The organism is Campylobacter sp. RM19073 (assembly GCF_024723495.1).
Classification (GTDB): Bacteria; Campylobacterota; Campylobacteria; order Campylobacterales; family Campylobacteraceae; genus Campylobacter; species Campylobacter porcelli.
Genome location: NZ_JANQCT010000001.1, coordinates 169,967 through 196,173 on the forward strand (window position 1 = coordinate 169,967; position 26,207 = coordinate 196,173).

The following is a 26,207-nucleotide window of genomic DNA, read 5'->3' on the forward strand; positions in this document are numbered from 1 at the left end:
CCTTAAATTTGATTTAATTTTTCTAGTAGCTCTTCAGGCGTGATTAGCCCAGTTATTTGATATTTTAATTGGCTATTATTATAAATCAATAAAACTGGTGGGCCAAAAATTTGATACTCTTTCATCAACTCTTGATTTTCTATACTATTTTGGCTTACATCAATTTTAATAAGCTTAAATTCGCTCAATCTTTTTGCTACATCGCTTTGGGTAAAAACACTGCTTTCAAGCTCCTTACAATTCACACACCAACTAGCCCAAAAATCTATAAGAAGTGGGGTTTTAGTAGTTTTTATAATCTCTTTTAACTCTTTTAGATTGGTTACATAATCAAATTTAATCTCATTTTTAGCCAAATTTATCTTAGGATTTGGCTTTAAATTTGGTGCAAATTTACCAATACTAAAATCTACAATCACCACTATACTAATAGAAAAAATAATGATAGATATAGCCTTAATCACTCTTTGAGCCATGCTAAATGCCCTATCAAATGTACCAAAAATCACGCTAAAAATCACGCCTAAAATAGCATATCCAAGCATAGCAAATTCATCTTTAAGAATAGGCGAAACCACCCAAATAGCCATAGCAAGCATGATAAAACCAAATGCGATTTTTACTCTTATCATCCATTCGCCTGGCTTTGGCAAGAATTTATTAGCACCAAGTCCAATGGCAAGAAGTGGTAACCCCATACCAAAGCTCATTACAAATAAAGCCAATCCCCCAACTATCATATCACCACTATTTGCGATATATAAAAGCGCTCCAGCCAGTGGTGCTGCTACGCATGGCCCTACTATCAAAGCTGATGTAACACCCATAAAAATCACACCGCCAATATGGCTAAATTTAGAGCTTTTAGAGTTTATATAACTTTGCAAACTCTTTGGAATATCAAACTCAAACAGCCCAAACATACAAAGAGAGAGTATAACAAAAAGAGCACTAAATATAATTAGCACAACTGGAGTTTGGAGCAATCCTTGAACGCTAGCTCCTATCATACTAGCCACTACTCCGGCTATAGCGTAGGTAAAACTCATAGATAAGACATAGATTAAGCTGATGATAAAGTTGCTTTTAATATCCTTAGAGCCTTTGGAGATTATTAGTCCAGAAAGAATTGGTATCATAGGAAATACGCATGGGGTAAACGAGAGTAAAACTCCATAGATAAAAAAGGTAGAGATTATCCATAAAATCGAGTTATTTTCTAAATTTAAAGCGATTTGAGATTGCTCATTTTGTGTGGTTTTACCGCTATCTTTATTTAGTGATTTTGGCGTTTGATCTGCTTTTAATCTATTTGCTATAACCTTGCCATCTGTATCAAATTTAATATCAAATTTATCCCGCAAAGGTTGATAGCAAAATCCACTATCGCTACAACCTTGATAGTAAATATCAAGCTCAAATCTATCTTTATTTATCGCCAAGCCAGCAGGGATAAATATCTCTAAATCCCTATAAATTTCATAATTATCATATTTTATCGCTTTTGGAATATTTAAAAATTTAGTAATATCACTACTATCAAGCTCTATTTTTATCTTATCTTGATATAGATATACCCCATTAGCAATATCAAATTTAGCCACTATACCGCTTTGGTTATCCCCTAAAATAGCGATTTTAAAGGCATCTTTAGGCTCTAAAATATTACCAAGACATAAAGATACAATGAAAATAGATAGATATAATAGCTTTTTCATATATTAAATCTGTTTAAATATCTCTACAGCATCTAGCTTCTCCCATGGATAGCTAGGATCTCCTACTTGCCCTTTAGCCGCTACATTAGAGTATAAAAATGTATCTTTGCTAGGTTTATCTAGTCCAAATTTATCAGTAATCCACTTTGGAGTTAAGGCAAATTTCTCATAGACAAACTCAGAAAGCTTATCATCATTGCTATTTATATTTGTCCCCATACAATCCACGCTTACGCTCACTGGTTTTGCTACCCCTATAGCGTAGCTTAGCTGGACGATACACTTTTTAGCAAGTCCTGCTGCGACTATGTTTTTAGCTATCCATCTAGCTGCGTATAATCCACTACGATCGACTTTTGTGTAGTCTTTACTACTTTGAGCGCCACCGCCAATAGGTGAGTATCCACCAAAGCTATCTACGATCAATTTCCTACCTGTTAATCCGCTATCGTGAAGTGAGCTGTGATTTACATATCTGCCAGTTGGATTTATGTAGATTATGGTTTTTTCTTTGTCATAAAGCTCTTTTGGAAGTCCAGCATCATCTATCAAGCCTTGTATCAAATCTCTTACTTCTTCTATTTTTAAGCTCTCAACGCTTGGGGCTGAAACTACTATTGTATGGATTTTTTCTGGTTTGCAATTTTCAAAATTTGATTTTGTGCCATAATCGATTGTAACTTGTGTTTTTATATCCACACCTAGTTTATCTGGATTTTTAAGAGCGTAATTATAAACCTTATCGCAAAGCACTCTTGCGTAAGTTATCGCTGCTGGCATTAAATTATTAGTCTCACACGAAGCAAATCCAAACATAATCCCCTGATCTCCAGCACCTATTTCGCCACTTTGTTGATCTACGCCTTGATTTATATCTGGGCTTTGCTGATTCAAAAATACATCTACCTCAATATCATCTGGATGGAGACATTGAGCTTTGCTAAAGTGCGGATTGCCGTTATATCCTATTTTTGCTAAGGCATTTTTAACTATTGTTCTATACTCTTGATGACTTAAATTTACACTTGAGTTGATCTCGCCGCCAATTACAATATGCTTACCAGCAACGAAAACTTCACTAGCCACCCTTGCTTTTGAATCTTGCGAAAGTATCGCATCTACTATGCTATCAGCTATTATATCAGCACATTTATCTGGGTGTCCTGGACTTACAACTTCACTTGTAAATAGATACATATTTTTCCTTATTTTGACAATTTTTGGCGTGGATTTTAGCATAATTTTGTAAAATATATATTAAATTTGTAACTTGAATTTGATATTATCTCGCTATAAATATTACTAAATCTTATTAATATTTATATAGTAATTTAGATAAAAATTTTATAACCCCCTACTCTTAGCCAAATTTAATTAAATTTAAAATATAATAATTGATTTTATTAAAGGATTTTTATGATTAGACATATTGCACAGCGATATAATGATGGCAATTTAATAGTCCAAATTTTAGTTGGTATTATCCTTGGTGGGATTTTGGGGTTTGTAGCTTATGGTGGTAATGATATTGCGATAAATTTAGCCAATTTTGCTGCGATTTTAGGCTCTATTTTTGTGGGCGCTCTAAAGGCTGTGGCTCCTATTTTGGTCTTTGTGCTTGTGAGTGCTTCTATAGTGCTTAAAGAATTTGGTCATACGCATGGAATGAAAAATATAGTTATACTCTATATAATTGGCACATTTTTAGCCTCTTTAGCTGCTGTTTGTATTAGCTTTATCTCTCCTACTACACTTGTATTACAAAATACATCTGTAGCTATGAGTGCTGCACCAAGCGATATATCAGTGGTGCTAAAAGATCTAGCATATAAGATAGTAGATAACCCCTTAAACGCAATCGCAAATGGTAATTATATCGGCATCTTAGCGTGGGCTATCGGGGTTGGTATAGCTCTTAGGCAGTGTAGTAATGAGACAAAAAAGGTATTTAAAGATATGAGCGGCGCAATTACAAAGATAGTTAAATTTATAATTCGCCTAGCTCCATTTGGTATATTTGGTCTTGTTAGTATTAGTGTAGCTCAAACTGGATTTGCTGCACTTGGCGGGTATTTAAAGCTACTGCTTGTTCTTGTGGGGACTATGCTATTTGTGGCATTTGTGATTAATGCAATTATAGTATTTATAGTAACAAAGAAAAATCCATATCCGCTTATAATGATATGCCTAAAAGAGAGTGCGGTTATGGCATTTTTCACCAGAAGTAGTGCTGCAAACATACCTGTAAATATGAATTTATGCAAAAAATTAAATTTAAATGAAAATCTCTACTCAATCTCTATTCCATTAGGTGCTACTATAAATATGGCTGGGGCTGCTGTAACTATAGCGGTTCTATCTTTGAGTGCGGTTTATACCTTGGGGATTGAAGTTGGATTTTGGGATGCTTTACTACTTAGTATAATAGCAGCAATTGGTGCGTGTGGAGCTAGCGGGGTAGCTGGAGGCTCTTTGATGCTTATACCGCTTGCTTGTTCGCTATTTGGAATTAGCAATGATATAGCTATGCAAGTGGTGGCTATCGGATTTATAATTAGCGTTATTCAAGACTCAGTAGAGACAGCTCTAAATAGCTCTACAGATGTTTTATTTACCGCTATAATTTCAAATAATATAAAGGAATAATTATGATATGGGATCTATCTAAATTTTTTAATAGTATTGATGAGTTGGATAAATTTTGTCTAAATTTACGAAAAAATGCTGATGAATTTAATGGCAAATTTAGTAAAAATTTGAGTAATCTAAATAGTGATGAATTTAAAAATGCTATGGAAGGTTATGAGGAAATTTTAGCTGGTATTGGCAAGGTTATGAGCTATGCTTATTTAAATTTTGCTAAAGATACAAGCAAGGGGGCATTTTTAGCCAAATATGAGGAGATCTGCACCAAGATAGAAGAGAGTGTGTTATTTTTCGAGATTGAATTTAATGAGCTTGATACAAAAACTCAAAAAAATTTTATAATAAACACGCCTAAATTTGGCTACTACTTAGAGAATTTGGCTAAGAGTAGATCTCACCAACTAAGCTTTTTAGAAGAGAGAATTCTATTAAGGACAGCAAATACTGGAGCAAGTGCGTTTAGTAGGCTATTTGATGAGAGTATGGCTAGGGCTAGATTTGAGTTTGAAGGGGAGCTTTTAAAAGAAGAAGAGATTTTATCTAAGCTTAGTAGTAGTGATAGAAATATAAGAAAAGAGGCTGCCAAATCCCTAAGTAAAGGGCTAGAGCCAATGCAACATCTGCTCACTTATATCTATAATATGATTAAAACAGATCTAAAAAATAGCTGCGAACTGCGTGGATATGAGTATGGAGAGTCAAGTAGGCACCTAAGCAATCAAATAGAAAAATCAAGCGTAGATGCTTTGATTAATGCTAGTGAAAATAGCTTTGGTTTGGTATCTAAATTTTATGATAAAAAGCGTGAAATTCTAGGCTTTGATAAGCTATATGATTATGATAGATATGCCCCTTTAGGTGGCGATGAAAAGATGGATTATGAGGAGGCAAAATCAATAGTAATTGAGGCATTTAGCCAGTTTAGTCCGCTATTTGGTAATTTGGCTAAAAGGGCTTTTGATGAGAATTGGTGCGATGTATATCCAGATGAGAATAAACAAGCCGGAGCCTTCTCACACTCTGCTAGTAGCGATGTCCATCCATTTGTACTGCTAAATTTTACCGGTAGAAGGCGAGATCTTTTCACATTAGCTCACGAGCTAGGCCATAGTATCCATCAATACCTTAGCTATAGCGTGGGATATTTAAATTCGCACACACCGCTAACCACAGCTGAAACAGCCTCTGTATTTTGCGAAATGCTGGTTTTTGAATATGTCAAAAATAGACTTCCAAAAGAGCAAAAAGTTGCTTTATTAGCTGGTAAAATAGAAGATATATTTGCTACTTTGTATAGGCAGATAAATTTCACTACTTTTGAACGCCTAGTGCATTCATACGAAGGCGAGATAAGTAGCGATGAATTAAATAGAATTTGGCTACAAGAGAGTAAAAAGATGTTTGGAAATTCTCTTATTTTAAATGATTATTATAAAATTTGGTGGAGCTATATTCCGCACTTTATACACTCCCCATTTTACTGCTATGCCTATTCATATGCTCAGCTTTTAGTGTTAGCGCTTTTTGGACTATATAAAAGCAAAGAGTGTGATAATTTTGTAGAGATTTATACTAAATTCTTAAGCCTAGGTGGAAGCAAAAGCCCAAAAGAGCTTGTAGGAATGTTTGGCTTTGATATTGATGATGAGAAATTTTGGAATATTGGAATTTCTCAAGTGGAAAATTTGGTTGATGAGTTTATAAAGGAGAGTAGTCTATGATTGAAGAGATTTTAAAAGATGATAAATTTGGCTCTATGATGCGTAAAAATATCTATGATTTGCTAAATTTTTTGATAGATAAAGGCTCTACAGTTGATATTTTAGTAAATACTAAATTTGTAAGCTTTAATCCAGATTTGCCAGATAGTATCAAATCAAGCTTTAATCCATCTGTTATTTTATTTAGTTTAGCTGGATATACGCTAAGTAGTGTTAAAATCAGTAGTGATGAGATAAGCTTTGAAGCTGGATTTGGCGAAGATGACTTTGCTAGTGTAGTGAGTGTCCCAATTGGTGCTATTATCAGAATTAGTATAGATGAAAATCCGCTATTAATAAATTTCGCTACCTATACACCAAATAGCATTAAAACAAAACAAGAACACTCAAAACAGATATTTTTAAATAACCCCAAAAATAGGGATATTTTCAAAGGTTAATAGATATTTTACTAACCTTATCTAGTATATGCTCATTCTCCCTAAGCCCAGCTATAAATACTGGGCGAATGATCTTTACTCCTTCTATATCGATAGGAAAGAGTAGTCCATCAGCAATAGCTTGTCTTATTAAAAATCTAGGCAAAAATGCCACATACTCTTTAGCCTTATTATTTAGCATTGCATACTTAGTAGCTACAGCACCATCTAGCCTATAAATGGTGCGAAGCTCTTCATAATTTACCCCAAACTGCTCAAAATACCCCTTTAAAAAGGATTTTGTCCTATCTGTAATGAAGTTAAACTCGCCAAGTTTTGCTGGGGTGATTTTTTGATTTGCTACCATATTTGAGACTAAGATTATATCATACTCAAATAGCTTTTTAAATATCAATTGCTCATTATATAATCTCTCTTGAGTCATGATAATATCGCATCTTTTGTCTATTAGACTTGAGACTAAATCATTATTTGTATCAGCTATTTTAACATCTAAATCGCTATTTATCACATCGCAAATTTTATCTAGCATAAATGGTAAAATCGCATGTGCTATAAGTAAATTAGTAGCAACTGAGATTTTAAATTTCTCATCTTTTATCCTATGGGCTTCTTCTTTAAACCTAAACATAGCCCCTTCAAATTTCATACATAATTTATAAAATCTATCGCCCTCTTTTGTCAGCACTATACCATTTTTACGCCTTACTAAAAGCGTGGTTTGTAGTGCCTCTTCTAGCTTTTTAATCTGTAAGGTAACAGCTGGCTGCGATAGCCCTAAGGTCGTAGAAGCCTTTGAGAAACTCCTTTCTTTGACAATTGTCATAAAAATGTATATTTTATTAAAATCGATCATCAAAAAACCTTTTGGATTTTATAATTTTTTGATTTTATAGTTTATAGCTTAAATTAAAATTTAATATAATGTAAATTTTAATTATATTGATAATTATTAATAAAATATGTAACTTTTTGTAACACATATTATTATTAAGTTTAAATTTGGTATAATCTTAGCTTTAATAATAAAAAAGAGTAGTTTATGGATAATGTATTAAATTCGCTTAACGAAAATCAAAAAATCGCCGCCACGCATATAGATGGACCAATGCTTATTCTAGCTGGGGCTGGTAGCGGCAAGACAAAGACTATCACTTCACGACTAGCATACTTAATAAGCGAAGTTGGGATTGATCCTTTAAATACGCTTACGCTGACTTTTACCAATAAAGCTGCTACTACAATGAAGCAACGAGCTATGGCTATGCTTGGGGGATATAATGCTAATCCTTTGCTTTGCACATTTCATAAATTTGGTTTGCTATTTTTGAAATTTCATATAAATGAGCTAGGTAGAAGTAATAATTTTATCATAATTGATACTGATGATAAGAAAAAGATTATAAAAGATATAGAGAGCCAAGTCCCAGCTGCTATAATATCAAATGAGATCTCAAAATATAAAAATATGCTTTTAAGCGTAGAATCTGTAATGGATAGCTCAAAGCTAGATACTCAATACTCAAAGACAAATTATGAAAAAATTGCTAAAGCCTATAAATTATATGAAGAGTATTTAAAGGGTAATAATTTAGTTGATTTTGATGATCTTTTGTGCTTGACATATAATATTTTGGATAATAATCCTGCTTTAAGTAGCGAAATTTCAGATAGATATAAATATATAATGGTAGATGAGTATCAAGATACTAATGACCTTCAGTATAAACTACTTCGCAAAGTATGCCATAATCACCAAAATTTGGTCGTTGTAGGCGATGATGACCAGAGTATATATGGCTGGAGAGGCGCAAGAATAGAAAATATCTTAAATTTCAAAGATCAGTTTAATGATGTTAAGCTTATAAAATTAGAGAGAAACTACCGCTCTACCCCTTCTATATTAAAAGCAGCTAATGAGCTTATAGATCATAATAGATCTAGACTAGGTAAAAGCTTGATTAGTCAATTACCAGATGAAAATCCTATAGAGATACTAGATCATATCGATGAGAATGCTGAGGCTAAAAATATCGCTACAAAGATTAATAATCTATTATCAAGCGGTGTATCAGCTAGTCAAATTGCTATTTTATATAGAGTAAATGCTCTATCAAGAAGCTTAGAAGATGGGCTAAATAAAGCAAGAATTCCATATAAGATGGTAGGCGGAGTAAAATTTTATGAAAGAGCTGAGATTAAAGATATTATAAGCTATTTAAGATTGATTTTAAACCCAAATGATGATTTTTCTCTTACTCGCATTATCAATAGACCAAAGCGTGGTTTAGGCAAGGTTAGCTTAGCAAAATTAGAAAAATTTGCCTTTGATAATAAAACATCTTTATATAATGCGATATATATGGCTAGTGAGAATGTATTAAGCAAGAAATTAAGTCAAACGCTTATTGAGCTAGCTAATAATATTAAAGATCTCTCTACCCTAGCCCCATATGATTTGATAAGCAAATTTGACTCTACATTTGGGATTAAGGCATATTATGAGAGTTTGCCAGATGGGGCCGAGAGAGTGATAAATATCGATGAATTCTACGCTTTATTAAAAGATCATATATTAAATACTCCAAATTTTGATTTAGAGGAGTTTTTAAATGAGCTAGCACTTGAGAGCGAACAAGATAGAATTAGCGATGATGCTATATCTATTATGAGCGTTCATGCTAGTAAGGGGCTTGAGTTTGAGCATCTTTTTGTAATCGGACTTGAAGAGGGATTTTTCCCACTTCTTGGCGATGGTAGCGATATAGAAGAAGAAAGACGCCTAGCATATGTAGCCATCACTAGAGCCAAAAAGGGATTAAATCTATCATACTCAAATTCGAGATTTTACAAAGGTCAAAGGACAAGACTAAATAGATCAAGATTCTTAAGCGAAGCTGGGCTTTGCGAAGGCTCTTTAAAGATAGAGAGCCAAAATGAGTTTAAAAAAGGGGATCTAATCCAGCATAAGATTTTTGGTATCGGGCGTGTTATAGAAGTAAGTAAAATCAAAAATGAATTTAAACTAAAAATAAATTTTGGTGGAAATATCAAGGATATTATGTCATCTTTTGTTAAGAAGGTTATATGAATAGGCTATTTGTCGCATATAAACCAAAAGGAGTGGTATCAAATCACTTTTTAAGCAGACTTAAGCGTAAATATGGGGTTAAAAAAGCTGGATTTTCTGGGATTTTAGACCCATTTGCTAGTGGGTGCTTGATTGTAGCGTTTGGGTCATATACAAAGCTATTTAACTATCTAAATATCGAGCCTAAACTATATCGAGCGACACTTTGGCTTGGGGCTAGCTCACCTAGCTATGATAGTCAAAATATCACTCAAATTCAAGATATCCCATCTCTTGATGAGAGAAAAATCAAAGATGAATTAGGCAAATTACAAGGCAAAATCACCTACACTCCGCCGAAATTTAGCGCTAAAAAAATTAATGGCAAAAGAGCCTATGAATTAGCAAGAATGGGGAGTGAATTTGAGCTAAAAGAGTGCCAAATGGAGGTATTTGATGTGAAATTTATCCACTACTCTCACCCATTTTTAACCTTTGAGATTAAGGTTTCAGCTGGTTCATATATACGCTCTTATGCTCAAATTTTATCACAAAATTTATCTCAAATAGGCACTTTAAGCGCACTTGAGAGAATCAGTGAAGGTGAGTTTAAATTTCAAAATGAAGCACCGCTTAATCCTTTAAAATATCTAAATTTAACCAAAAATAGCTATAAAGGCGATATTATGGATATAATTTTGGGTAAAAAGCTTAGAGCGTGTGATTTTGATATTAGCAGTGATGGGGAGTATGTTATAGAGTATGATAACGCTTTTAGCATAATTAAGATAGAAAATCAAGAGGTAAAATACGCAATAAACAGGATGGAAAAATGCTTATATTAACAAGAAAAGCCACAGAGTCAATACAGATTGGAGATGATATAGAAATCAAAATTCTTAGCACCTCTAATAGCACGGTAAAGATAGCAATTGATGCCCCAAAAGATATTTTAATTTTACGAAAAGAGCTAGTAAAAGAGGTCGCTGATAATAACGCAGTAGCTAGCACACCTAAACAAAATTTACTTGATCTTTTAGCTAAAAAGATCTTTAAATGAGAAGTTTTGCTAAGATAAATGTATTTTTAAAGATTGTTGGATTTCGTAATAATTATCACGAGATTAAATCTAGATTTATCCTTTATAAAGGGCTTTATGATGAGATAGATTTGGTTAGTAGGGTTAGTGATGGGCTTATTATCGATAATCCTTTTAGTGATAATATAATTTTTAAAGCTTATAATAAAATAGCAAATTTGGGTTTTGCTAGTGAGCTTGATGAGTATTTTAAAGATAATCAAGTAAAATTAATTAAAAATATCCCATCTGGCGGTGGCTTGGGTGGTGGAAGTAGCAATGCGGCGGCTTTTTTACACTTAGTAAATGATAGGTTAAATTTAAACATTTCTAAAGAGAAATTAATACAAATAGCCCATAATATCGGTGCTGATGTGGCGTTTTTTGTAAGTAGATTTGACGCAGCAAATGTAAGCGGGATTGGCGAGATTGTGGAGGCTTTTGATGATGATATCCCAAATTTGGATATTGTAACAAGCCCTATTTTTTGCTCTACTCCAAAGGTTTTTGCAAGGTATAGAGCTGAATTTAAGGGATTTGATATAGATTTAGCTAATAAACTTTGCCAGATGAAAAGCAAAGAAATTTTAAATAGCTATGAAAATATCAGATTAAACGACCTACTAAAACCATGTCAAGAGATATATAGCAATTTAAGCGTGGCTAGCGATGAGTTTTTAAGCGGAAGCGGAAGTAGTAAGTTTAAACTAAAAATTTAATATAAAAAAGTAAAATATATAAAACCAAATCAAGAAGGAAAAATATGAAGGTACTACTAATAAAAGATGTAAAAGGCTTAGGAAAAGCAGGAGAGGTAAAAGAGGTAAAGGATGGCTATGGCAATAATTTTTTAATAGGCAAAGGTTACGCTAAGGCTGCTACGGATGCGGTTTTAAGGCAGTGGGAAGCCGCTAAGAGAAATGAAGCTCAAATAAAAGAGTATGAGATAAATCAAAATGAGAAGTTAAAAGATGAGTTGGCTGGGGTTAAAATCACTATAAAAACAAAATTAGGAGCTAATGGCTCTTTATTTGGCAGTATCACAAAAGATGAAATAGCTAAAGCCCTAAAAGAGCAAAAAGGCTATGAAATCGATAAAAAATCCCTAGAATGCGATAATATCAAAACCCCTGGAGAGCATGAAATTTCAATTAAATTAACCCACCAAATTCACGCTAAATTTAAGATTGAAGTAGTAGGTGAGTGATGTTTCATGCTACTACAATTTTAGCTTATAGAGGCAAGGATGCTGCAGTCATCGGCGGAGATGGTCAAGTTAGCTTTGGTTCTACTATTTTAAAGGGCAATGCTGTAAAGATAAGAAAGCTATATGATGGCAAAATTTTAGCTGGATTTGCTGGTTCTACTGCTGATGCTTTTAATCTTTTTGATATGTTTGAGCGAATTTTAGATGGGGTTAAGGGGGATTTGCTAAAAGCCGTTGTGGAATTTAGCAAAGAGTGGAGAAAAGATAAGGTCTTAAGAAAATTAGAGGCTATGATGCTAGTGCTAAATAGAGAGCATATATTTTTGCTTAGTGGTACTGGCGATGTAGTTGAGCCAGAAGATGGCAAGATAGCAGCCATTGGAAGTGGTGGTAACTACGCTTTAGCAGCCGCTAGAGCTTTGGATAAATTTGGCTCGCTTAGTAGCGAAGAGCTAGTAAAACAGAGCCTTAAAATAGCCGGAGAGATCTGTATTTATACTAATACAAATATAAAAACTTATACATTAACGGATTAAAGATGAATTTAACACCAAAAGATATAGTAAAATTTTTAGATGATTATGTAATTGGTCAAAATGACGCTAAAAAGATTATCGCTATCGCACTTCGTAATCGCTATAGGCGTATGCAACTACCAAGTAGTATTCAAGATGATATAGTGCCTAAAAATATTTTGATGATAGGCTCTACTGGCGTTGGTAAAACCGAGATCGCAAGACGCCTCTCAAAGCTATTTGGGCTGCCATTTATCAAAGTAGAAGCTAGTAAATATACTGAAGTTGGCTTTGTAGGTAGAGATGTGGAGTCTATGATACGAGACCTAGCTATGGCGGCGCTAAATTTAGTAAAACAAGAGCACAGAGATAGAAATAGCGATAAAATAGAAGAGTATATAGAAAAGCGAATTTTAGAAAAGCTCCTTCCGCCACTACCAAATGGAGCAACTGATGAGAAAAAAGAGCAGTATGAAATCAGCTATGAGAAGATGAAGCAAAAGCTAAGAGATGGTAAGCTTGATGATTTGGTTATTGAGATTGAGGTGGATCAATCGAGCTTTGAAGCTGGAGCGAATTTGCCACCTGATATGGCTGCTATGCAAGAGAGCTTTATCAAAGTTATTGGTATTACAAACAAAAAAGTTAAAAAAGATATGAAGGTCAAAGACGCCAAAGAGAGCTTAAAAAATGAGGCTAGTGAGAAGATTTTGGATATGGAAAGTATCAAATCTGAAGCTTTAAAAAGAGCGCAAAATGAGGGGATTATATTTATTGATGAGATTGATAAAGTAGCCGTAAGTAGCTCAACTCGCCAAGACCCTAGCAAAGAAGGAGTTCAAAGAGATCTTTTGCCTATTGTAGAAGGTAGCGATGTATCTACTAAATTTGGGACTATCAAGACCGATCATATCCTATTTATCGCTGCTGGTGCATTTCATATGTCTAAGCCAAGCGATTTAATCCCTGAATTACAAGGGAGATTTCCACTTCGTGTAAGCCTTGATAGCTTAGATGAAAACGCTCTATACGAGATCTTAACCAAACCTAAAAATTCGCTTTTAAATCAATATAAAGCCCTACTAAGCGTAGAAGATGTAGAGCTTGAATTTGATGATGAGGCTCTTAGACAAATTGCTAAATTAACACAAAATACCAATCAAAAAGTCGAAGATATCGGTGCTAGGAGATTACATACTGTGATTGAGAAGCTACTTGAGGATATTAGCTTTGATGCTGATATTTATAAGGGGCAAAAATTTATAGTAACTAAAGAGCTTGTAGATGAGAAATTGGGCGAAATTTGCCAAGATGAAGATAGAGCAAAGTATATATTATGAGAAGTGGGTTTGTAACCTTAATAGGTAGGACAAACGCTGGTAAAAGCAGTCTTTTAAACTACTTGCTAAATCAAAAAATATCGATGGTATCACATAAGCAAAATGCTACTAGGCGTAAGATTTTAGGCATTGTAATGCATGGAGATGACCAAGCGATATTTATAGATACACCAGGATTACACGATAGTAGCAAGGCGTTAAATAAATTTATGATCCAAAGTGCTATAAGCTCCTTAGGCGATGCGGACACGGCTGTCTTTGTAGCAAGTGTGTTTGATGGTGTAGAAAATTATGAAAAATTCTTAAATTTAAATAGCCCCCTACCCCACATAATCGCACTTACAAAAATAGATGAAATTACCCAAGATAAGCTATTTGAAAAGCTAAATGAGTATCAAAAATACTCTAATAATTTTCAAGCTATTATCCCAATAACAATCAAAAAACAAGCTTATCGTAAGATATTTTTAGACGCACTTATGCCGCTTTTACCTACTCATCCACACTACTATGATCCTGAATATATAACTACAACAAATGAAAAAGATATATATAAAGATTTTATCTTAGAAGCGATATTTGAGTGCGTAAGCCAAGAAATTCCATATAGCTCTGATGCTATGGTATCAAAGGTTAAGCAAAATGGCGATATTTTAGAAATTCAAGCTAAGATTATTACTGATAATAACCATCATAAGGCTATTTTAATAGGCAAAAATGGGGCTACAATTAAGCGGATTGGAATTGTATCTCGTAAAATTATAAGTAAATTTAATAATCAAAAAGTTTGTATGAAATTAAGCGTAGAAGTGGATAAAAATTGGCATACAAATGAAAATAGTATTAAAAAATATTTAGATATAAAAGGAAATTAAATGGGATTTCAAAGGGTTCTTAAGGCCATAGAAGACATAAAAAATGGTAAAATGATAGTTATGGTAGATGATGAAGATAGAGAAAATGAAGGTGATATTGTATTTTCGGCCGCATTTAGCGATGTTCAAAAGGTAAATTTTATGATTACTCATGCTAAGGGCGTTGTATGCACTCCACTTAGCAAGGAGTTAGCTGATAAATTTGAGTTATATCCGATGGTTGGGGCAAATACTAGCTCTCATGATACAGCTTTTACCATTAGTATTGACGCCAAAAAAGCCTCAACTGGAGTTAGTGCGTATGAGAGAGATATGACAATCAAAATGCTAGTAGATGGTGCTACAAGGGCTGGAGACTTTGTAAGACCTGGCCATATATTTCCTCTTATTGCTAAAAGTGGCGGGGTATTAGAAAGAACTGGACATACTGAAGGAAGTATAGATCTATGTAGGTTGGCTGGGTTAGCACCTGTGTCGGTAATTTGCGAAATAGTAAATGACGATGGGACGATGGCTAGGCGTGATGATTTAGAGAAATTTTGCGATAAATTTGGATTAAATATGGTTAGCATTGCTGAGATTATCGAGTATAGGCTCCACCATGAGAAATTAATTAGTGTTAGTGAGCTTGGCAAATCTCAAATTGCTGGTAAAAATGCAAATAAATATAGCATTATGGATCATTTAGGCAATACCCACTACGCTTTTATTTTTGGCGATATAAAAGATACAACAAATGTCAAATTTCATAAGATTAAAGATGATATTGAGCTTTTAAATTCGCATAAATTTAGCGAATTTATCTCCCATATAGATTTGCTTGATAAAGATGGTGGGATACTAATATTTTTAGCTGGTAATGAAGATGATGGTAGCTTGATTAAAAACTATGGTATAGGTGCTCAAATCTTAAAATATTTTGGGGCAAGCGATATTAAAATTTTAAGCTCTAGCGAATCTAAGGAGTTTGTAGCTATCAAAGGTTTTGGGCTTAATATTTTGGGACAAAAATCATAATAAAATCACTTGAAAGTTATAATATTAGAATATTTATAAAACTATAAATATTCTAATAAATTTAAACTAGATTTTAGCAAATTTAAAAACTAGATAAAATCTTATTATAATAAAAATTCTTAAAACACACTGGTAAAAAATTTACTAAATGCATCATAAATTTGCTTATTTCTATTTTCGATATCGCCTTTTAACCAATCCTCTTGCGGACTTGCGGCTAAATCTTGTGCTTCTATAAAATAAGAAGATTGATATATCTCTTTCTTTTTATTAAAATACCCATTTCCAGCCTGAATATTTAACTTTTTCTCCAAAAACATTTTATTACCAACCTGTTCTAAATACTCTTGAGCCTCCTTTTCATCCCAACCATTATAATTTGTATTTTGCCAATTTCTAGGAAAAATATGCTCAATCTCTGCCTTTACTAAACTATAATTTTTATTATCTTTATTCCATTGCATTACTTGATTTTCGTTATACAAAATAGCATAAAGAGATAAAATATAGCGAATTTGCTGTGGTCTAGCTTTTTTTGAAAAGTCTATAAAATTTTCTAATGATGGCATTTTTAAATCTGGTAAATTTATACTCGACTCAAAAATATTTTTTATCTTATTTTCTTTAATAATATTTACATTTGCTTTCATAAGACCCCAGAATAATCCAGAACTTCCACCCTTTCCATATATAAGCCCTAATGCATTATACGCTACAAGTTGTGGTAAGATTTTATCGAAAATACCCTTATTTTCATCATTTTTATCCTTATAAAAACATACACTTACAACCATCTGCCATAATCTATTTTGATAGGTATTTAAAATCGCAAAATATTTTTTAGCTTCTGGATTTAAATAATTATAAGGATTACACCAAAACTCACCCAATTGTTTAATAAATTCAAAAGTTTCTTCTTTATTTAATAAATCTTCATTCGCGGCAAAATTTACTCTTTTATTTTTAGAGTTCTCTTTATCTTTTTTAGTCCAAAACTCAAGCACACCAGGAATAACTGTATCAACTTCACCATGCTCCGCTCTAATAATGTGCTCATATTGAGTAAATAAGAAACTAACATCTTCTTTTTTAAGATAGTTTGAGTTTTGAATTTGATTTTCTAAAGCTTTCCACTCTTTTGCAAATTCCATTCTATCCTTATCATTTTTATTAGTAAAAATCAAGCCTTTAAAAATATCAGCTGGACTTAAGGAGACACCTCTATTGTTTAATGTATTAAAAATTCTTAAAGCTTTATCTCGACCATCACATTCAATTGGCAAAATTACACAATTTTGCAATAAACATAAACAAAAATTAAACCACTCTGTAGGTTTGTCTTTTGCTAATTCATCAATTTTATTTTGAAATAATATAAAATTTTTCTCATATAAAGATAATTTTTTACTCTCTTTATCAATAATTAAGTTATCTTTAAAAATATTTTCTAAGCTTTGATTGTCTAAATCTGTAGCCACTTCACTTTTAAAATGCACTTTATCAAAATCAATATTTCCAGTCAAGGGATTTATATCCCAAAGACAAGAAGCTAAATTATCCTTTAGCTTATCGATACCATTTTGCCCTCTTGCTTTTTCATATAATGCACGAATAAATAAACATAAAGTTGTCGTTCTTTGCTGTCCGTCAATAATGTTTTGTTTGCCATCTTCCTTATAAATTACCACAGAGCCTAAAAAATACTCCTCATCTTCTTCTTTATTTTCAAAGAAATTATAAACATCTTCCCATAACTGTTCGCACTCATCTTCGCTCCAAACATAATTCCTTTGATACATAGGGATTAAAAATTTATTTTTTGATAGATACTCAAAAATACTCTTTCTTTCCGCTCTCATTTCAGCCATCTGATCCTCCTAAATAACTTAAATTTTAAAGTTTAATCTACCTTTTCTTTGGTCTAAATACCTTTATTTTACTCTCATCGCACTCTATATACGCAGCACCTATTAGGTCTAGGCAGTATGGAATAGCTGGAAAAACCGGCTCTAAACACTCTCTTATCGCTTTTGGTTGGCCAGGCAGATTTACTATTAAAGTTTTATCTTTGATACCAGCAATTTGCCTTGATAAAATCGCTGTTGGGACATATTTTAAGCTCACACTACGCATTAACTCGCCAAAGCCAGGAAGTATCTTATCGCACACTGCTTTGGTCGCTTCAGGGGTTACATCTCTAGGGGCTGGTCCAGTCCCACCAGTGGTAAATACAATATCGCACCCTTGTGAGCATAGCTCTATTAAGCTAGATTTTATCAGCTCATACTCATCAGGAATTACCTTATAAATAAACTCCAAATCCCCTACTATCCACTCTTTTAATAAATTTTTAATAGCCACGCCACTCTCATCAGCATACACTCCAGCACTTGCCCTATCACTTAGAGTTAAAACCCCTATTTTAGCCATTATTTATCCTTTGTATTATCATTATTACATCTGATTTGCTAGCTGATTCATTCTCTATTAAAAATGCCGATAATAGCTCTATCTCGGCTCTCATTTTAGCAACCAAATCATCTACTTGAGCTCGTATATCTTCTAAAAGTTTGCTAATTTCATCATCGCTAGATATGATTTTCTCTCCCATCGCATACTCATCTACTATTTTTTTAGCAATATTTTTAGCGATTTTTAAATCATCTTTGGAGTTAGTATATAACTCGCCTTTTATTAAATTCAGTGCTGAAATACCAGCTAAATGCACCTTTATAAGTCCTAAAAGATCGCTTTTTGAGCTTAAATATGTATCTCCTAGAGTAAATTTATCATTTAAAAGTGAAATTTGATTAAAATTAATACCATAATATTCAGCCATAAGGGCTTTTGCTGATTGATATATGGCTTGGATTTGCTTCTCATTTTGATTTAAGCTATGAAGTGGCTTTTTGCCATCAATTACCCTATTTTCCACAGCTTTAAAATCATCATTAGTTATAATATCCTTACCATTTCTTAAAGCATTTATAGCCGCTTCATTGACTAAAGTCGCAATCGACGCACCGCTAAATCCAGTTGTATTTCTAGCTACAATATCTATATCTACGCTATGCTTTTTATCTTGTAAATACATTTTAAGTATATCGCTTCTATCTGAAATATCAGGCAGACCTACATAAATTCTCCTATCAAATCTCCCGCTTCTTAGTAGCGCTTCATCCATCATCTCAATCTTATTTGTAGCAGCGATCACCACCACGCCACTACTACTTAAAAATCCATCCATCTCTGTAAGCAACTGATTAAGAGTAGCCTCTCTCTCATCGCTTCTATTGCCACCCCTTGCTTTGCCAACAGCGTCAATCTCATCGATAAATATTATGCTTGGGGCATAAGTTTTAGCCATGCTAAATAGCTCACGCACCCGCTTTGCCCCCATTCCAGCATAAATTTGAACAAAATTAGCACCACTTTGGTAGAAAAACGGCACATTCGCCTCCCCTGCTACAGCCTTTGCTATTAAGGTTTTACCCACTCCAGGAGAGCCAACCATCAAGACACCCTTTGGCATTTTAATACCTAAATTTGCATATTTAGCTGGATTTTTTAAAAAATCCACTATCTCGATTAATTCACTTTTAACCTCTTTTATACCAGCGACATCATCAAATGAGACATTTGATACTACTGGCGTAATCTGATTTGTGATATTTTGAGCTAGCTCTGCGTTTTTACTTTTAGGCTCTAGCCTTGCTATCTGTGGTAGAAATTTAAATGCCATAAATGCCATTACACCAAATATAATTAGAATAAGAAAAATCCATATAAATGAGCCATCGCCACTTATCTCTACAGCTACTTTTTGACCCAATTCATTTAAATTTATCATCTCTTTTGGGATTATGAAGCTTCTATTTTCTGTTTTTATTATCACTTCGTTATTATCAATTATAGCATTTTGTATGGCACCAGCTTGGAGATAATTATCATACTCTAATAGGGTAATTTTGCTAGGCATTGAGCGAAATATAGCAATTGCAAATAGCAAAACCAAAACCAAACTAGCAGCTACAATGATGGATTTTTTGTTAAATTTAGATAGTTTTATTTGATTAAATTTTAGCATAGTTAAATTCCTGCATTATTTCATAATCTGAGATATTTATCCACTCTTTTGATATATTTTTAGGGCTTTTTATCTTTATTTTATTATAATATTGATCCCAACCTTCATAAATATCATCATCGCAGCGTTTCTCAACTAAAATATTTAAAGGCTTATTAGAGTTATTTTGCCTAAATTTATAGTTATTATCAGCAACTATATTTTGAAGGGTTTTTAATCTCTCTTTAGCGGTTTTAGGATCTACATCTATAGCCATTGTGGCTGATTTCGTCCCATTTCTTGGACTAAATATAAAAGCGTGGATATGAGTAAGTGGGAATTTAATGAAATTTTCTAAGGCTTCATCCCAAATTTTTGGCGTTTCTCCAGGATGAGCAACGATAAAATCCGTCCCAAGTGCAAATCCCATCGAGCTAAGCTCACAAAATAGATCCAGATCTCTAAGCGCCCTATTTCGCCGATTCATTATAGTTAGCATATCTTGGCTAGTATGCTGAAGTGCGATATGCAAATGCCGCTCTAACCACGGCTCACGCAATATCTCTTTAAAGCTCTCATCGATCTGACTAGGCTCTATGCTACCAAGGCGAATTCGCTTAATTCCATTGATTTTGCCAAGATTTGATAATAACTTACCAAGAGTAGTAGAGCCTCCTTTGCCATAGCTACCGATATTTGTCCCAGTTAAGACAATTTCGCTATATCCATTATTTGCTAAAATTCTAGCCTCATTTAATATCACGCTCTCATCGATACTTCTGCTAAGACCACGCACACTTGGGATAATACAATAACTACAAGAGAAATCACAGCCCTCTTGAATTTTGATAAAAGCCTTAGTGTGATTTTCATAGTTGCTTACTATATTTTTATCAATAAAATTTAGATCACCCAGCTCATAAAATGGCTCACTCCTGCTTAGCATTTCATCTATTTTACTCTTATTACTCGCACCCAAAACTCCAAAAATAGCTGAATTTTTAAATAGCTCATCGCCTTTGCTAACTGCCCCACACCCTGTCAAAACAACCTTTTTACCACTATTTCGCATACTATTTATATAGTTTCTTACTCCGCTATCAGCGCCATTGGTAACTGTACATGAATTAACCACAATTATATCAGCTAAGCTCTCATCATTTATAATCTCATAATTTTTAATATAGCTTTTTAAAAGCTCGGTATCGTAGATATTTGTGCGGCATCCAAATGTTTTAAAATATACTCTCAATCTAAATTTTCCTTATTAAATTCTAATTGTTTGTTTTCGATTTTACCAAAGTGCCTACCCATAAATAGAGTTTGAGTAGGATATGCGATTTTGATATCATTTTCAGCATTTAAAGCCTCTATTATCTCGGCGCTAATAGTGCTTCTAAGAGCTAGTGTGCCATATGAGTTATTCATATACCAAACACTAATATTAATCCCATAAGGCTCAAAAAAGCTAAATATCCTAGGTTCTACATTAGTATTTTTAATATTATATTGATCTCTAAGCTTATTCATCTGTTGCTTGGCAATATCAGTGTAGCCTTTTGAATACTTTCTTGCTATATTTTTAATAATATGCATAGCCTTTTTATGATTACTATCAAAGCTTAGCATTATATCGATTCCATCCCACACGGTTTTCATACCGCTGTGAGTGTAGTTAGCAATTAGCTCTGTAAATATATAGTTATTTGGTATAAATATAATTCTACCACTTCGGCGATTTACCTTATATGTAGTTAGCGTAATATCCTCATAAATTGTCATTCTAAGCAGACTAATATCGATAATATCGCCTACATAATCGCCATTTTGGTATCTTACACGAATTCTATCACCCACATGAAATGTCCCACCAAAGATAATCACGCTCCATCCAAGAAGACTCATAAACATATCCTTCATAGCAATAGCCAAACCAGCTGAAGCAAAACCAAGGATAGTTACCATATAGCTGACATTTTCTATATACGCAAAAAGCAAAATAAATATAATAATAGTAAAATTAACAACATTTATAAATTTATTTATTGTGTAGAATTTTTGATTATCTGTAAGATACTTTTTAGCTGTATATTTAAGCAAAAATCCAATCAAAATAACAATAAGAATGGTAAAAAATATAGTTAAAGTCTCTTTAATCTGCGATGTTAGGCTATCAGTAGCACGGTTAATAGTCTCATCTAATCTAGTTTGATATACTCCAAATGTAGTTGTAGCAATCTCTTTGGCTATATTAAATTCGCTTAAAGTTCTATTGATCTCAACTAAATTTGTATAGTTTGCTGTAGTTTTATTTGCGTCATAAATCTCTTGGAGTAAATTTTGCTTTTTACTAAGAATATCCACAGCCACCTCAAGTTGTGCTAAGCGACTATAATACTCAGCCTTTTGCCCCTTAAGACGCTTAATATATGAAAAACCGCCGATTATAGCAATTGGATTTGTGATCTTATACTCCTCTTCAATATCAGGCACGGCTAACATATTTTGAAATGGAGATCGCTCATACTCTTTTAAAAGCTCAATTTGCTCTTTTAAACTAGCCACTCTGCTACTAGCTTCTTCATAGTTTTGAGTGGATTTATCACTATTTTTTAGCTGATTTTGAGCCTGTTCTAACTCTAATAGTAGATTTTGATAAGTGTTATAATTAGCATATTTTATCAGCCAAATATTGCTCTTTAAGGCTGTATCTAATCTATTTATATTCTCATTTAGCTGATTTTGATCGCCAGCCATTAAAATGGTGGTAAAAAATATTAAAAAAGCTATGATTTTACTCATTTAAATAGCCTTAAAACTTCAATTACTTGCTCTTTGGATATATCACTTTTTATGGTATTTGCTCCAATTCCATTTGGAAGAATAAATTTAATCACGCTATTTTCACTCTTTTTATCTAGGTTAAATGCGTCATAAAATGCGTATTCATCTTTTATTTTATACTTTGTTGGAAGGTTAAATTTGATTAGTAAATTCTCTATTCTATCAAGCTCCTTAACGCTCAAAAGCCCTAAATTTACTGCTAATTTATTTGCCATATTCATTCCTACAGCCACTGCTTCGCCGTGTAAAAGACCTTTATAATTTAGCTCATTTTCTATCACATGAGCAAATGTATGACCATAATTTAACACCGCTCTTAAGCCCTTCTCACGCTCATCTTGGCTGACAACCATCGCTTTTAGCTCTACACATCGCCTAATAATTTTAGTTAAATCGCTTTGATTTGTTATATCACAACTTTCAAAAAATTCAAAAAACTTTTTATCAAACATAACTGCCATCTTAATCGCCTCAGCTATGCCAGCTACGAATTCACGACTAGGTAGGCTTTTTAAAAATTTACTTTGGCAATAGACTGCTTTGGGCTGATAAAAGCTACCGATTAAATTTTTACCAAATTTATTATTTATGCCGGTTTTACCACCTACACTTGCATCTACTTGAGCTAAAAGCGTAGTAGGAATAGTGATAAAGTCAATCCCACGCTCATAAATACTAGCCACAAATCCGCTCATATCGCTAACCACTCCACCACCAAGGGCTATTATAGTGCTAGAGCGATCTAAACGGCTGACAAAGAGCTGCTCTAAAATGCTTTGTATGGTGGCCATATTTTTATACTCTTCCCCATCTGCAATGGTGATAACATACTTCTCATCAGCTTCGATTAGATCTAAAATTTCAGCTAAATATAGTCCGCCAACCTTAGAATTGGTAATTATAGATACCTTGCCTTTAAATTTGAGTTTATCAAGCTCATCTATATAGACTTTATAACTATTTTTATCTAAATTTATATCAATTTGCATATTTTATCCTTTTTTTGATTTTATCCAACTCACCTTTAATTACTCTTTAATTAACCTTGAATTGCGTATAATTTTTTACGCTCACTTGAGCTAGCAATATTTAGCATTTTACGATATTTGGTTATAGTTCTGCGGACTAATTTTATATCAAATTCACTCTCAATCATAGCCAAAATCGCCTCATCGCTTAAAGGCTTTAATCTATTTTCATTCTTAATTAAGTTTAGCAAAAACTCCTTAATAGCGGCATTTGATACCTCTTTTGCTGCTGCTGCTGTAAAGAAATTTTTCAGTGGGACAATTCCTCGTTTGGAGCTTAGAAATTTATTTTGTATCGCACGGCTAATAGTAGATGGATTTCTGCCTAAATCATCAGCAATATCTTTTAACTTCATCGGCTTTATATCTCCGCCAAAGAAGTAGTCATATTGATATTCTATTATCATTAAGCCAATCTTATAAAGCGTGGATTTACGCATCTCTAATGCATCGATTAGATCCTTTGCCTCTTTGATTTTACTAGATACAAACTCGCTTTTTTCATCAACTCCATCTATATCAATATTAATATGTGGATAAAATTCATCATTTACAGCCACCTCTATCGCACCATCATTATCATAAACAAAAATATCAGGAATAACTAATATATCATTATCCATATACTCTATTGCCGGGGGGTTTTTGAATTTTTTTATTATACTCATAGCGGCGTCATAATTTTTGCGTTTTGTAAATTTACTGATATTTTCAAAATCTTCTATAATCTCAACACAAAGCCTATATATCTCATCATCATCGCATAGATCATTAAGCTGAAATATAAAACTCTCCTTATAATCCACAGCCCCAACTCCAATAGGCTCTAAATAGGCAAATCTAGCACGAACTCTCTCAACTTCCTCCTTGCTAAAATTAGCAAATTTCTCATCACTCCACTCAAAATAACCCTCATCGCTAATAGACTCAATAATCAAATTTGCTATCTCTTTGGACTTTTGAGAAGGAAACAATCTATCATCGATTTGATTATATAGCTTTTCATAAAGGCTCTCTTTATAAATTATGTTTGATTCTATCGCATCACTTATGCTAGTTTTATATAGATCGTTATAAAAATTAATAGATCTACTTTTTGGATTTGGCTCTAGCTGAGCAAATGGGTTTTTTTCTAAAAATGGCTCTAAAGTCTCCTTTAGCTCATCACCAGAAGCTTGTAAAATAGGCAACCAGCTGCGAAGAGTTTGATTTAATTTAGTTTTAGCGGTGAGCTTTTGAGAGAGTTTCATTAGTCTAGCAATTTAAACTCTTCGCCAAGATAGTGAGTTCTAACCAAATTATTATTGGCTACATCTTTTGCGCTTCCACTAGCTAGCAAAGTTCCACTTTTAATCACATAAGCCCTATCGCAGATCGCCAAAGTCTCTCGCACATTGTGATCTGTGATTAAAATTCCAATATTTAATTTTTTAAGATCATTTATAATACTTTGAATATCAGCCACAGCAATCGGATCTACCCCAGCAAATGGCTCATCAAGTAGTAAGAATTTTGGCATTATCATCAAGCTTCTAGCAATCTCACATCTACGCCTCTCTCCACCACTTAGACTAAGCCCTTTTCTAGTCCTAATAGGTTCAATATTTAATAAATTTAGCATCTCATCTACTTTTTGATCTATGATCTTACCATCTTTATATAGAATTTGTGCTGCTAAAATGAGATTTTCTTCTACTGTTAAATCTTTAAAAATACTGCTTTCTTGAGGTAAATATCCAATTCCTTGCATCGCTCTTTTATGTAAAGGATTGGCCGTAATATCATTTCCATCAAGTAAAATCTCGCCACTACTAGGCAAAATAAGCCCACAAATCATATAAAATGTAGTGGTCTTACCAGCTCCATTTGGCCCTAAGAGCCCCACTACTTCACCGCTTTTAATCTCAAGCGAAACCCCATTTATGATATTGGTTTTTTTAATATTTTTCTTTAAATTTCTAACCTCTAAGCTATGCATAACTCACCTCATAAATTCTCTCATCACCGCAAATTTCAATATCCACAATACACACATCAAGCCCATTTGTCTTAGCAAACTCAAGTAGCTCATCATCTGCCCACTCAATTATATGAAGTCCATCTTCATATAAATTCTCATATAATCCATTTTGTTTTAATGCTTTAAAGCCACCGCTATATATATCATAGTGATACACTCCATCATACTCTTGCATTATGCTAAAAGTTGGCGAAGTAACTAAATTTGAACTATTTATAATTGCCTTGCTAAGTGTAGTTTTACCACTAGCTAAATTTCCCCTAAGAGCGATAATTCCGCTATTTGGTAGCTCTTTTATAAGGCTATTAAGCTCATTTAAACCGAGTTTAAATCTCTTTGACATAGCTACTTTGCTCGCTTTTTGGGATTGATTTGGTCGTTGGGATAGCTAATACTTCATAGCTAATCTCTTTAACTAGGAATTTAATCGTAATCTTATCGCCGATTTTCACCTCTTTACTAGGCTTAGCTACAACTCCATTTATGCTTACTACGCCACTTTTACACATATCTTCGCTAATTGCACGGCGTTTAGTGATATTTACTGTATTTAAAAATTTATCTACTCTCATAGGAGTTATTTTAGCTAAATTTGGCTGAATTTTGATTTTAATTTATATAT

The 26,207-nt window shown here is 33.2% G+C and carries 25 protein-coding genes; 12 read left to right on the forward strand and 13 right to left on the reverse strand.

Translation table 11 applies throughout. The features are described 5' to 3' along the window. Positions 1-2 precede the first annotated feature (2 nt). Entirely contained in the window at positions 3-1,718 is a 1,716-nt protein-coding gene (gene dsbD, locus CSUIS19073_RS00890) for a protein-disulfide reductase DsbD (protein ID WP_086242102.1), read from the reverse strand. A gap of 3 nt (positions 1,719-1,721) precedes the next feature. Further along, positions 1,722-2,915 carry a methionine adenosyltransferase gene (gene metK, locus CSUIS19073_RS00895; protein WP_086236690.1) on the reverse strand — a complete coding sequence of 398 codons (1,194 nt, stop codon included), beginning with the start codon at positions 2,913-2,915 and terminating at the stop codon, positions 1,722-1,724. Positions 2,916-3,134: 219 nt separating this feature from the next. On the opposite strand from metK, the gene sstT reads away from it, so the two are divergent. Genes sstT through CSUIS19073_RS00910 form a run of 3 tightly spaced genes read left to right on the forward strand, consistent with a single transcriptional unit; the run spans position 3,135 to position 6,525 of the window. Then, positions 3,135-4,364 carry a serine/threonine transporter SstT gene (gene sstT / locus CSUIS19073_RS00900; RefSeq protein WP_086236691.1) on the forward strand — a complete coding sequence of 410 codons (1,230 nt, stop codon included), beginning with the start codon at positions 3,135-3,137 and terminating at the stop codon, positions 4,362-4,364. Next, complete coding sequence (locus CSUIS19073_RS00905) at positions 4,364-6,085, forward strand: M3 family oligoendopeptidase (protein ID WP_086242103.1); 1,722 nt, start codon at positions 4,364-4,366, stop codon at positions 6,083-6,085. The genes sstT and CSUIS19073_RS00905 overlap by 1 nt, the downstream gene beginning before the upstream one ends. Then, on the forward strand, positions 6,082-6,525 hold the full coding sequence (locus CSUIS19073_RS00910; RefSeq protein ID WP_086236693.1) for a hypothetical protein: 444 nt from the start codon (positions 6,082-6,084) through the stop codon (positions 6,523-6,525). Before CSUIS19073_RS00905 ends, CSUIS19073_RS00910 begins: the two co-directional genes overlap by 4 nt. Here the strand turns inward: CSUIS19073_RS00910 and CSUIS19073_RS00915 are convergent. Continuing rightward, a complete protein-coding gene (locus CSUIS19073_RS00915; RefSeq protein WP_337214372.1) occupies positions 6,515-7,381 on the reverse strand; it encodes a LysR family transcriptional regulator in 867 nt (288 codons plus the stop codon). The genes CSUIS19073_RS00910 and CSUIS19073_RS00915 overlap by 11 nt on opposite strands. Before the next feature lie 186 nt (positions 7,382-7,567). On the opposite strand from CSUIS19073_RS00915, the gene CSUIS19073_RS00920 reads away from it, so the two are divergent. From CSUIS19073_RS00920 to CSUIS19073_RS00960, 9 genes are read left to right on the forward strand one after another with little or no spacing between them, the layout of a single operon-like run. After that, positions 7,568-9,616: an ATP-dependent helicase gene (locus CSUIS19073_RS00920; protein ID WP_086236695.1), complete on the forward strand. Its 2,049-nt coding sequence runs from the start codon at positions 7,568-7,570 to the stop codon at positions 9,614-9,616. After that, a complete protein-coding gene (gene truB / locus CSUIS19073_RS00925) occupies positions 9,613-10,440 on the forward strand; it encodes a tRNA pseudouridine(55) synthase TruB (protein WP_086236696.1) in 828 nt (275 codons plus the stop codon). Before CSUIS19073_RS00920 ends, truB begins: the two co-directional genes overlap by 4 nt. Next, on the forward strand, positions 10,428-10,655 hold the full coding sequence (csrA, locus tag CSUIS19073_RS00930) for a carbon storage regulator CsrA (protein WP_086236697.1): 228 nt from the start codon (positions 10,428-10,430) through the stop codon (positions 10,653-10,655). Before truB ends, csrA begins: the two co-directional genes overlap by 13 nt. Next, positions 10,652-11,392, forward strand: a complete 741-nt coding sequence (locus CSUIS19073_RS00935) for a 4-(cytidine 5'-diphospho)-2-C-methyl-D-erythritol kinase (RefSeq protein ID WP_086236698.1) — start codon at positions 10,652-10,654, stop codon at positions 11,390-11,392. Before csrA ends, CSUIS19073_RS00935 begins: the two co-directional genes overlap by 4 nt. 44 nt (positions 11,393-11,436) lie before the next feature. Continuing rightward, entirely contained in the window at positions 11,437-11,880 is a 444-nt protein-coding gene (gene rplI, locus CSUIS19073_RS00940) for a 50S ribosomal protein L9 (protein ID WP_086236699.1), read from the forward strand. After that, positions 11,880-12,416: an ATP-dependent protease subunit HslV gene (gene hslV, locus CSUIS19073_RS00945; RefSeq protein WP_086236700.1), complete on the forward strand. Its 537-nt coding sequence runs from the start codon at positions 11,880-11,882 to the stop codon at positions 12,414-12,416. The genes rplI and hslV overlap by 1 nt, the downstream gene beginning before the upstream one ends. A gap of 2 nt (positions 12,417-12,418) precedes the next feature. Further along, positions 12,419-13,735, forward strand: coding sequence for an HslU--HslV peptidase ATPase subunit (gene hslU, locus CSUIS19073_RS00950; protein ID WP_086236701.1), 1,317 nt, complete (start codon positions 12,419-12,421; stop codon positions 13,733-13,735). Continuing rightward, positions 13,732-14,610, forward strand: coding sequence for a GTPase Era (era, locus tag CSUIS19073_RS00955; RefSeq protein WP_086236702.1), 879 nt, complete (start codon positions 13,732-13,734; stop codon positions 14,608-14,610). The genes hslU and era overlap by 4 nt, the downstream gene beginning before the upstream one ends. Beyond that, a complete protein-coding gene (locus tag CSUIS19073_RS00960) occupies positions 14,611-15,627 on the forward strand; it encodes a bifunctional 3,4-dihydroxy-2-butanone 4-phosphate synthase/GTP cyclohydrolase II (protein WP_086236703.1) in 1,017 nt (338 codons plus the stop codon). Positions 15,628-15,746: 119 nt separating this feature from the next. On the opposite strand, the gene CSUIS19073_RS00965 is transcribed toward CSUIS19073_RS00960, so the two are convergent. From CSUIS19073_RS00965 to CSUIS19073_RS01010, 10 genes are read right to left on the reverse strand one after another with little or no spacing between them, the layout of a single operon-like run. Then, positions 15,747-17,495, reverse strand: coding sequence for a DUF262 domain-containing protein (locus tag CSUIS19073_RS00965; RefSeq protein ID WP_086236704.1), 1,749 nt, complete (start codon positions 17,493-17,495; stop codon positions 15,747-15,749). A gap of 37 nt (positions 17,496-17,532) precedes the next feature. Further along, complete coding sequence (gene mog, locus CSUIS19073_RS00970; protein WP_086236705.1) at positions 17,533-18,060, reverse strand: molybdopterin adenylyltransferase; 528 nt, start codon at positions 18,058-18,060, stop codon at positions 17,533-17,535. Then, positions 18,050-19,714: an AAA family ATPase gene (locus CSUIS19073_RS00975; RefSeq protein WP_086242104.1), complete on the reverse strand. Its 1,665-nt coding sequence runs from the start codon at positions 19,712-19,714 to the stop codon at positions 18,050-18,052. The genes mog and CSUIS19073_RS00975 overlap by 11 nt, the downstream gene beginning before the upstream one ends. Beyond that, positions 19,701-20,945, reverse strand: a complete 1,245-nt coding sequence (gene mtaB / locus CSUIS19073_RS00980) for a tRNA (N(6)-L-threonylcarbamoyladenosine(37)-C(2))-methylthiotransferase MtaB (protein ID WP_086236707.1) — start codon at positions 20,943-20,945, stop codon at positions 19,701-19,703. The genes CSUIS19073_RS00975 and mtaB overlap by 14 nt, the downstream gene beginning before the upstream one ends. Beyond that, entirely contained in the window at positions 20,942-22,495 is a 1,554-nt protein-coding gene (locus CSUIS19073_RS00985) for a mechanosensitive ion channel domain-containing protein (RefSeq protein ID WP_086236708.1), read from the reverse strand. Before CSUIS19073_RS00985 ends, mtaB begins: the two co-directional genes overlap by 4 nt. Further along, positions 22,492-23,526, reverse strand: coding sequence for a 3-dehydroquinate synthase (gene aroB, locus CSUIS19073_RS00990; protein WP_086236709.1), 1,035 nt, complete (start codon positions 23,524-23,526; stop codon positions 22,492-22,494). Before aroB ends, CSUIS19073_RS00985 begins: the two co-directional genes overlap by 4 nt. Positions 23,527-23,576: 50 nt before the next feature. After that, positions 23,577-24,815, reverse strand: a complete 1,239-nt coding sequence (locus CSUIS19073_RS00995; protein ID WP_086236710.1) for an RNA polymerase factor sigma-54 — start codon at positions 24,813-24,815, stop codon at positions 23,577-23,579. Further along, complete coding sequence (lptB, locus tag CSUIS19073_RS01000; protein ID WP_086236711.1) at positions 24,815-25,543, reverse strand: LPS export ABC transporter ATP-binding protein; 729 nt, start codon at positions 25,541-25,543, stop codon at positions 24,815-24,817. Before lptB ends, CSUIS19073_RS00995 begins: the two co-directional genes overlap by 1 nt. After that, positions 25,536-25,928, reverse strand: a complete 393-nt coding sequence (tsaE, locus tag CSUIS19073_RS01005; protein WP_086242105.1) for a tRNA (adenosine(37)-N6)-threonylcarbamoyltransferase complex ATPase subunit type 1 TsaE — start codon at positions 25,926-25,928, stop codon at positions 25,536-25,538. Before tsaE ends, lptB begins: the two co-directional genes overlap by 8 nt. Beyond that, positions 25,912-26,157 carry an RNA-binding S4 domain-containing protein gene (locus CSUIS19073_RS01010; RefSeq protein WP_086242106.1) on the reverse strand — a complete coding sequence of 82 codons (246 nt, stop codon included), beginning with the start codon at positions 26,155-26,157 and terminating at the stop codon, positions 25,912-25,914. Before CSUIS19073_RS01010 ends, tsaE begins: the two co-directional genes overlap by 17 nt. Positions 26,158-26,207: the final 50 nt, after the last annotated feature.

Coding starts and splice junctions, on each gene's coding strand:
- dsbD (WP_086242102.1), bottom strand. CDS start 1,718: ATGAAAAAGCTATTATATCTATCTATTTTCATTGTATCTTTATGTCTT.
- metK (WP_086236690.1), bottom strand. CDS start 2,915: ATGTATCTATTTACAAGTGAAGTTGTAAGTCCAGGACACCCAGATAAA.
- sstT (WP_086236691.1), top strand. CDS start 3,135: ATGATTAGACATATTGCACAGCGATATAATGATGGCAATTTAATAGTC.
- CSUIS19073_RS00910 (WP_086236693.1), top strand. CDS start 6,082: ATGATTGAAGAGATTTTAAAAGATGATAAATTTGGCTCTATGATGCGT.
- CSUIS19073_RS00915 (WP_337214372.1), bottom strand. CDS start 7,381: ATGATCGATTTTAATAAAATATACATTTTTATGACAATTGTCAAAGAA.
- CSUIS19073_RS00920 (WP_086236695.1), top strand. CDS start 7,568: ATGGATAATGTATTAAATTCGCTTAACGAAAATCAAAAAATCGCCGCC.
- truB (WP_086236696.1), top strand. CDS start 9,613: ATGAATAGGCTATTTGTCGCATATAAACCAAAAGGAGTGGTATCAAAT.
- csrA (WP_086236697.1), top strand. CDS start 10,428: ATGCTTATATTAACAAGAAAAGCCACAGAGTCAATACAGATTGGAGAT.
- CSUIS19073_RS00935 (WP_086236698.1), top strand. CDS start 10,652: ATGAGAAGTTTTGCTAAGATAAATGTATTTTTAAAGATTGTTGGATTT.
- rplI (WP_086236699.1), top strand. CDS start 11,437: ATGAAGGTACTACTAATAAAAGATGTAAAAGGCTTAGGAAAAGCAGGA.
- hslV (WP_086236700.1), top strand. CDS start 11,880: ATGTTTCATGCTACTACAATTTTAGCTTATAGAGGCAAGGATGCTGCA.
- hslU (WP_086236701.1), top strand. CDS start 12,419: ATGAATTTAACACCAAAAGATATAGTAAAATTTTTAGATGATTATGTA.
- era (WP_086236702.1), top strand. CDS start 13,732: ATGAGAAGTGGGTTTGTAACCTTAATAGGTAGGACAAACGCTGGTAAA.
- CSUIS19073_RS00960 (WP_086236703.1), top strand. CDS start 14,611: ATGGGATTTCAAAGGGTTCTTAAGGCCATAGAAGACATAAAAAATGGT.
- CSUIS19073_RS00965 (WP_086236704.1), bottom strand. CDS start 17,495: ATGGCTGAAATGAGAGCGGAAAGAAAGAGTATTTTTGAGTATCTATCA.
- CSUIS19073_RS00975 (WP_086242104.1), bottom strand. CDS start 19,714: ATGCTAAAATTTAATCAAATAAAACTATCTAAATTTAACAAAAAATCC.
- CSUIS19073_RS00985 (WP_086236708.1), bottom strand. CDS start 22,495: ATGAGTAAAATCATAGCTTTTTTAATATTTTTTACCACCATTTTAATG.
- aroB (WP_086236709.1), bottom strand. CDS start 23,526: ATGCAAATTGATATAAATTTAGATAAAAATAGTTATAAAGTCTATATA.
- CSUIS19073_RS00995 (WP_086236710.1), bottom strand. CDS start 24,815: ATGAAACTCTCTCAAAAGCTCACCGCTAAAACTAAATTAAATCAAACT.
- lptB (WP_086236711.1), bottom strand. CDS start 25,543: ATGCATAGCTTAGAGGTTAGAAATTTAAAGAAAAATATTAAAAAAACC.
- tsaE (WP_086242105.1), bottom strand. CDS start 25,928: ATGTCAAAGAGATTTAAACTCGGTTTAAATGAGCTTAATAGCCTTATA.
- CSUIS19073_RS01010 (WP_086242106.1), bottom strand. CDS start 26,157: ATGAGAGTAGATAAATTTTTAAATACAGTAAATATCACTAAACGCCGT.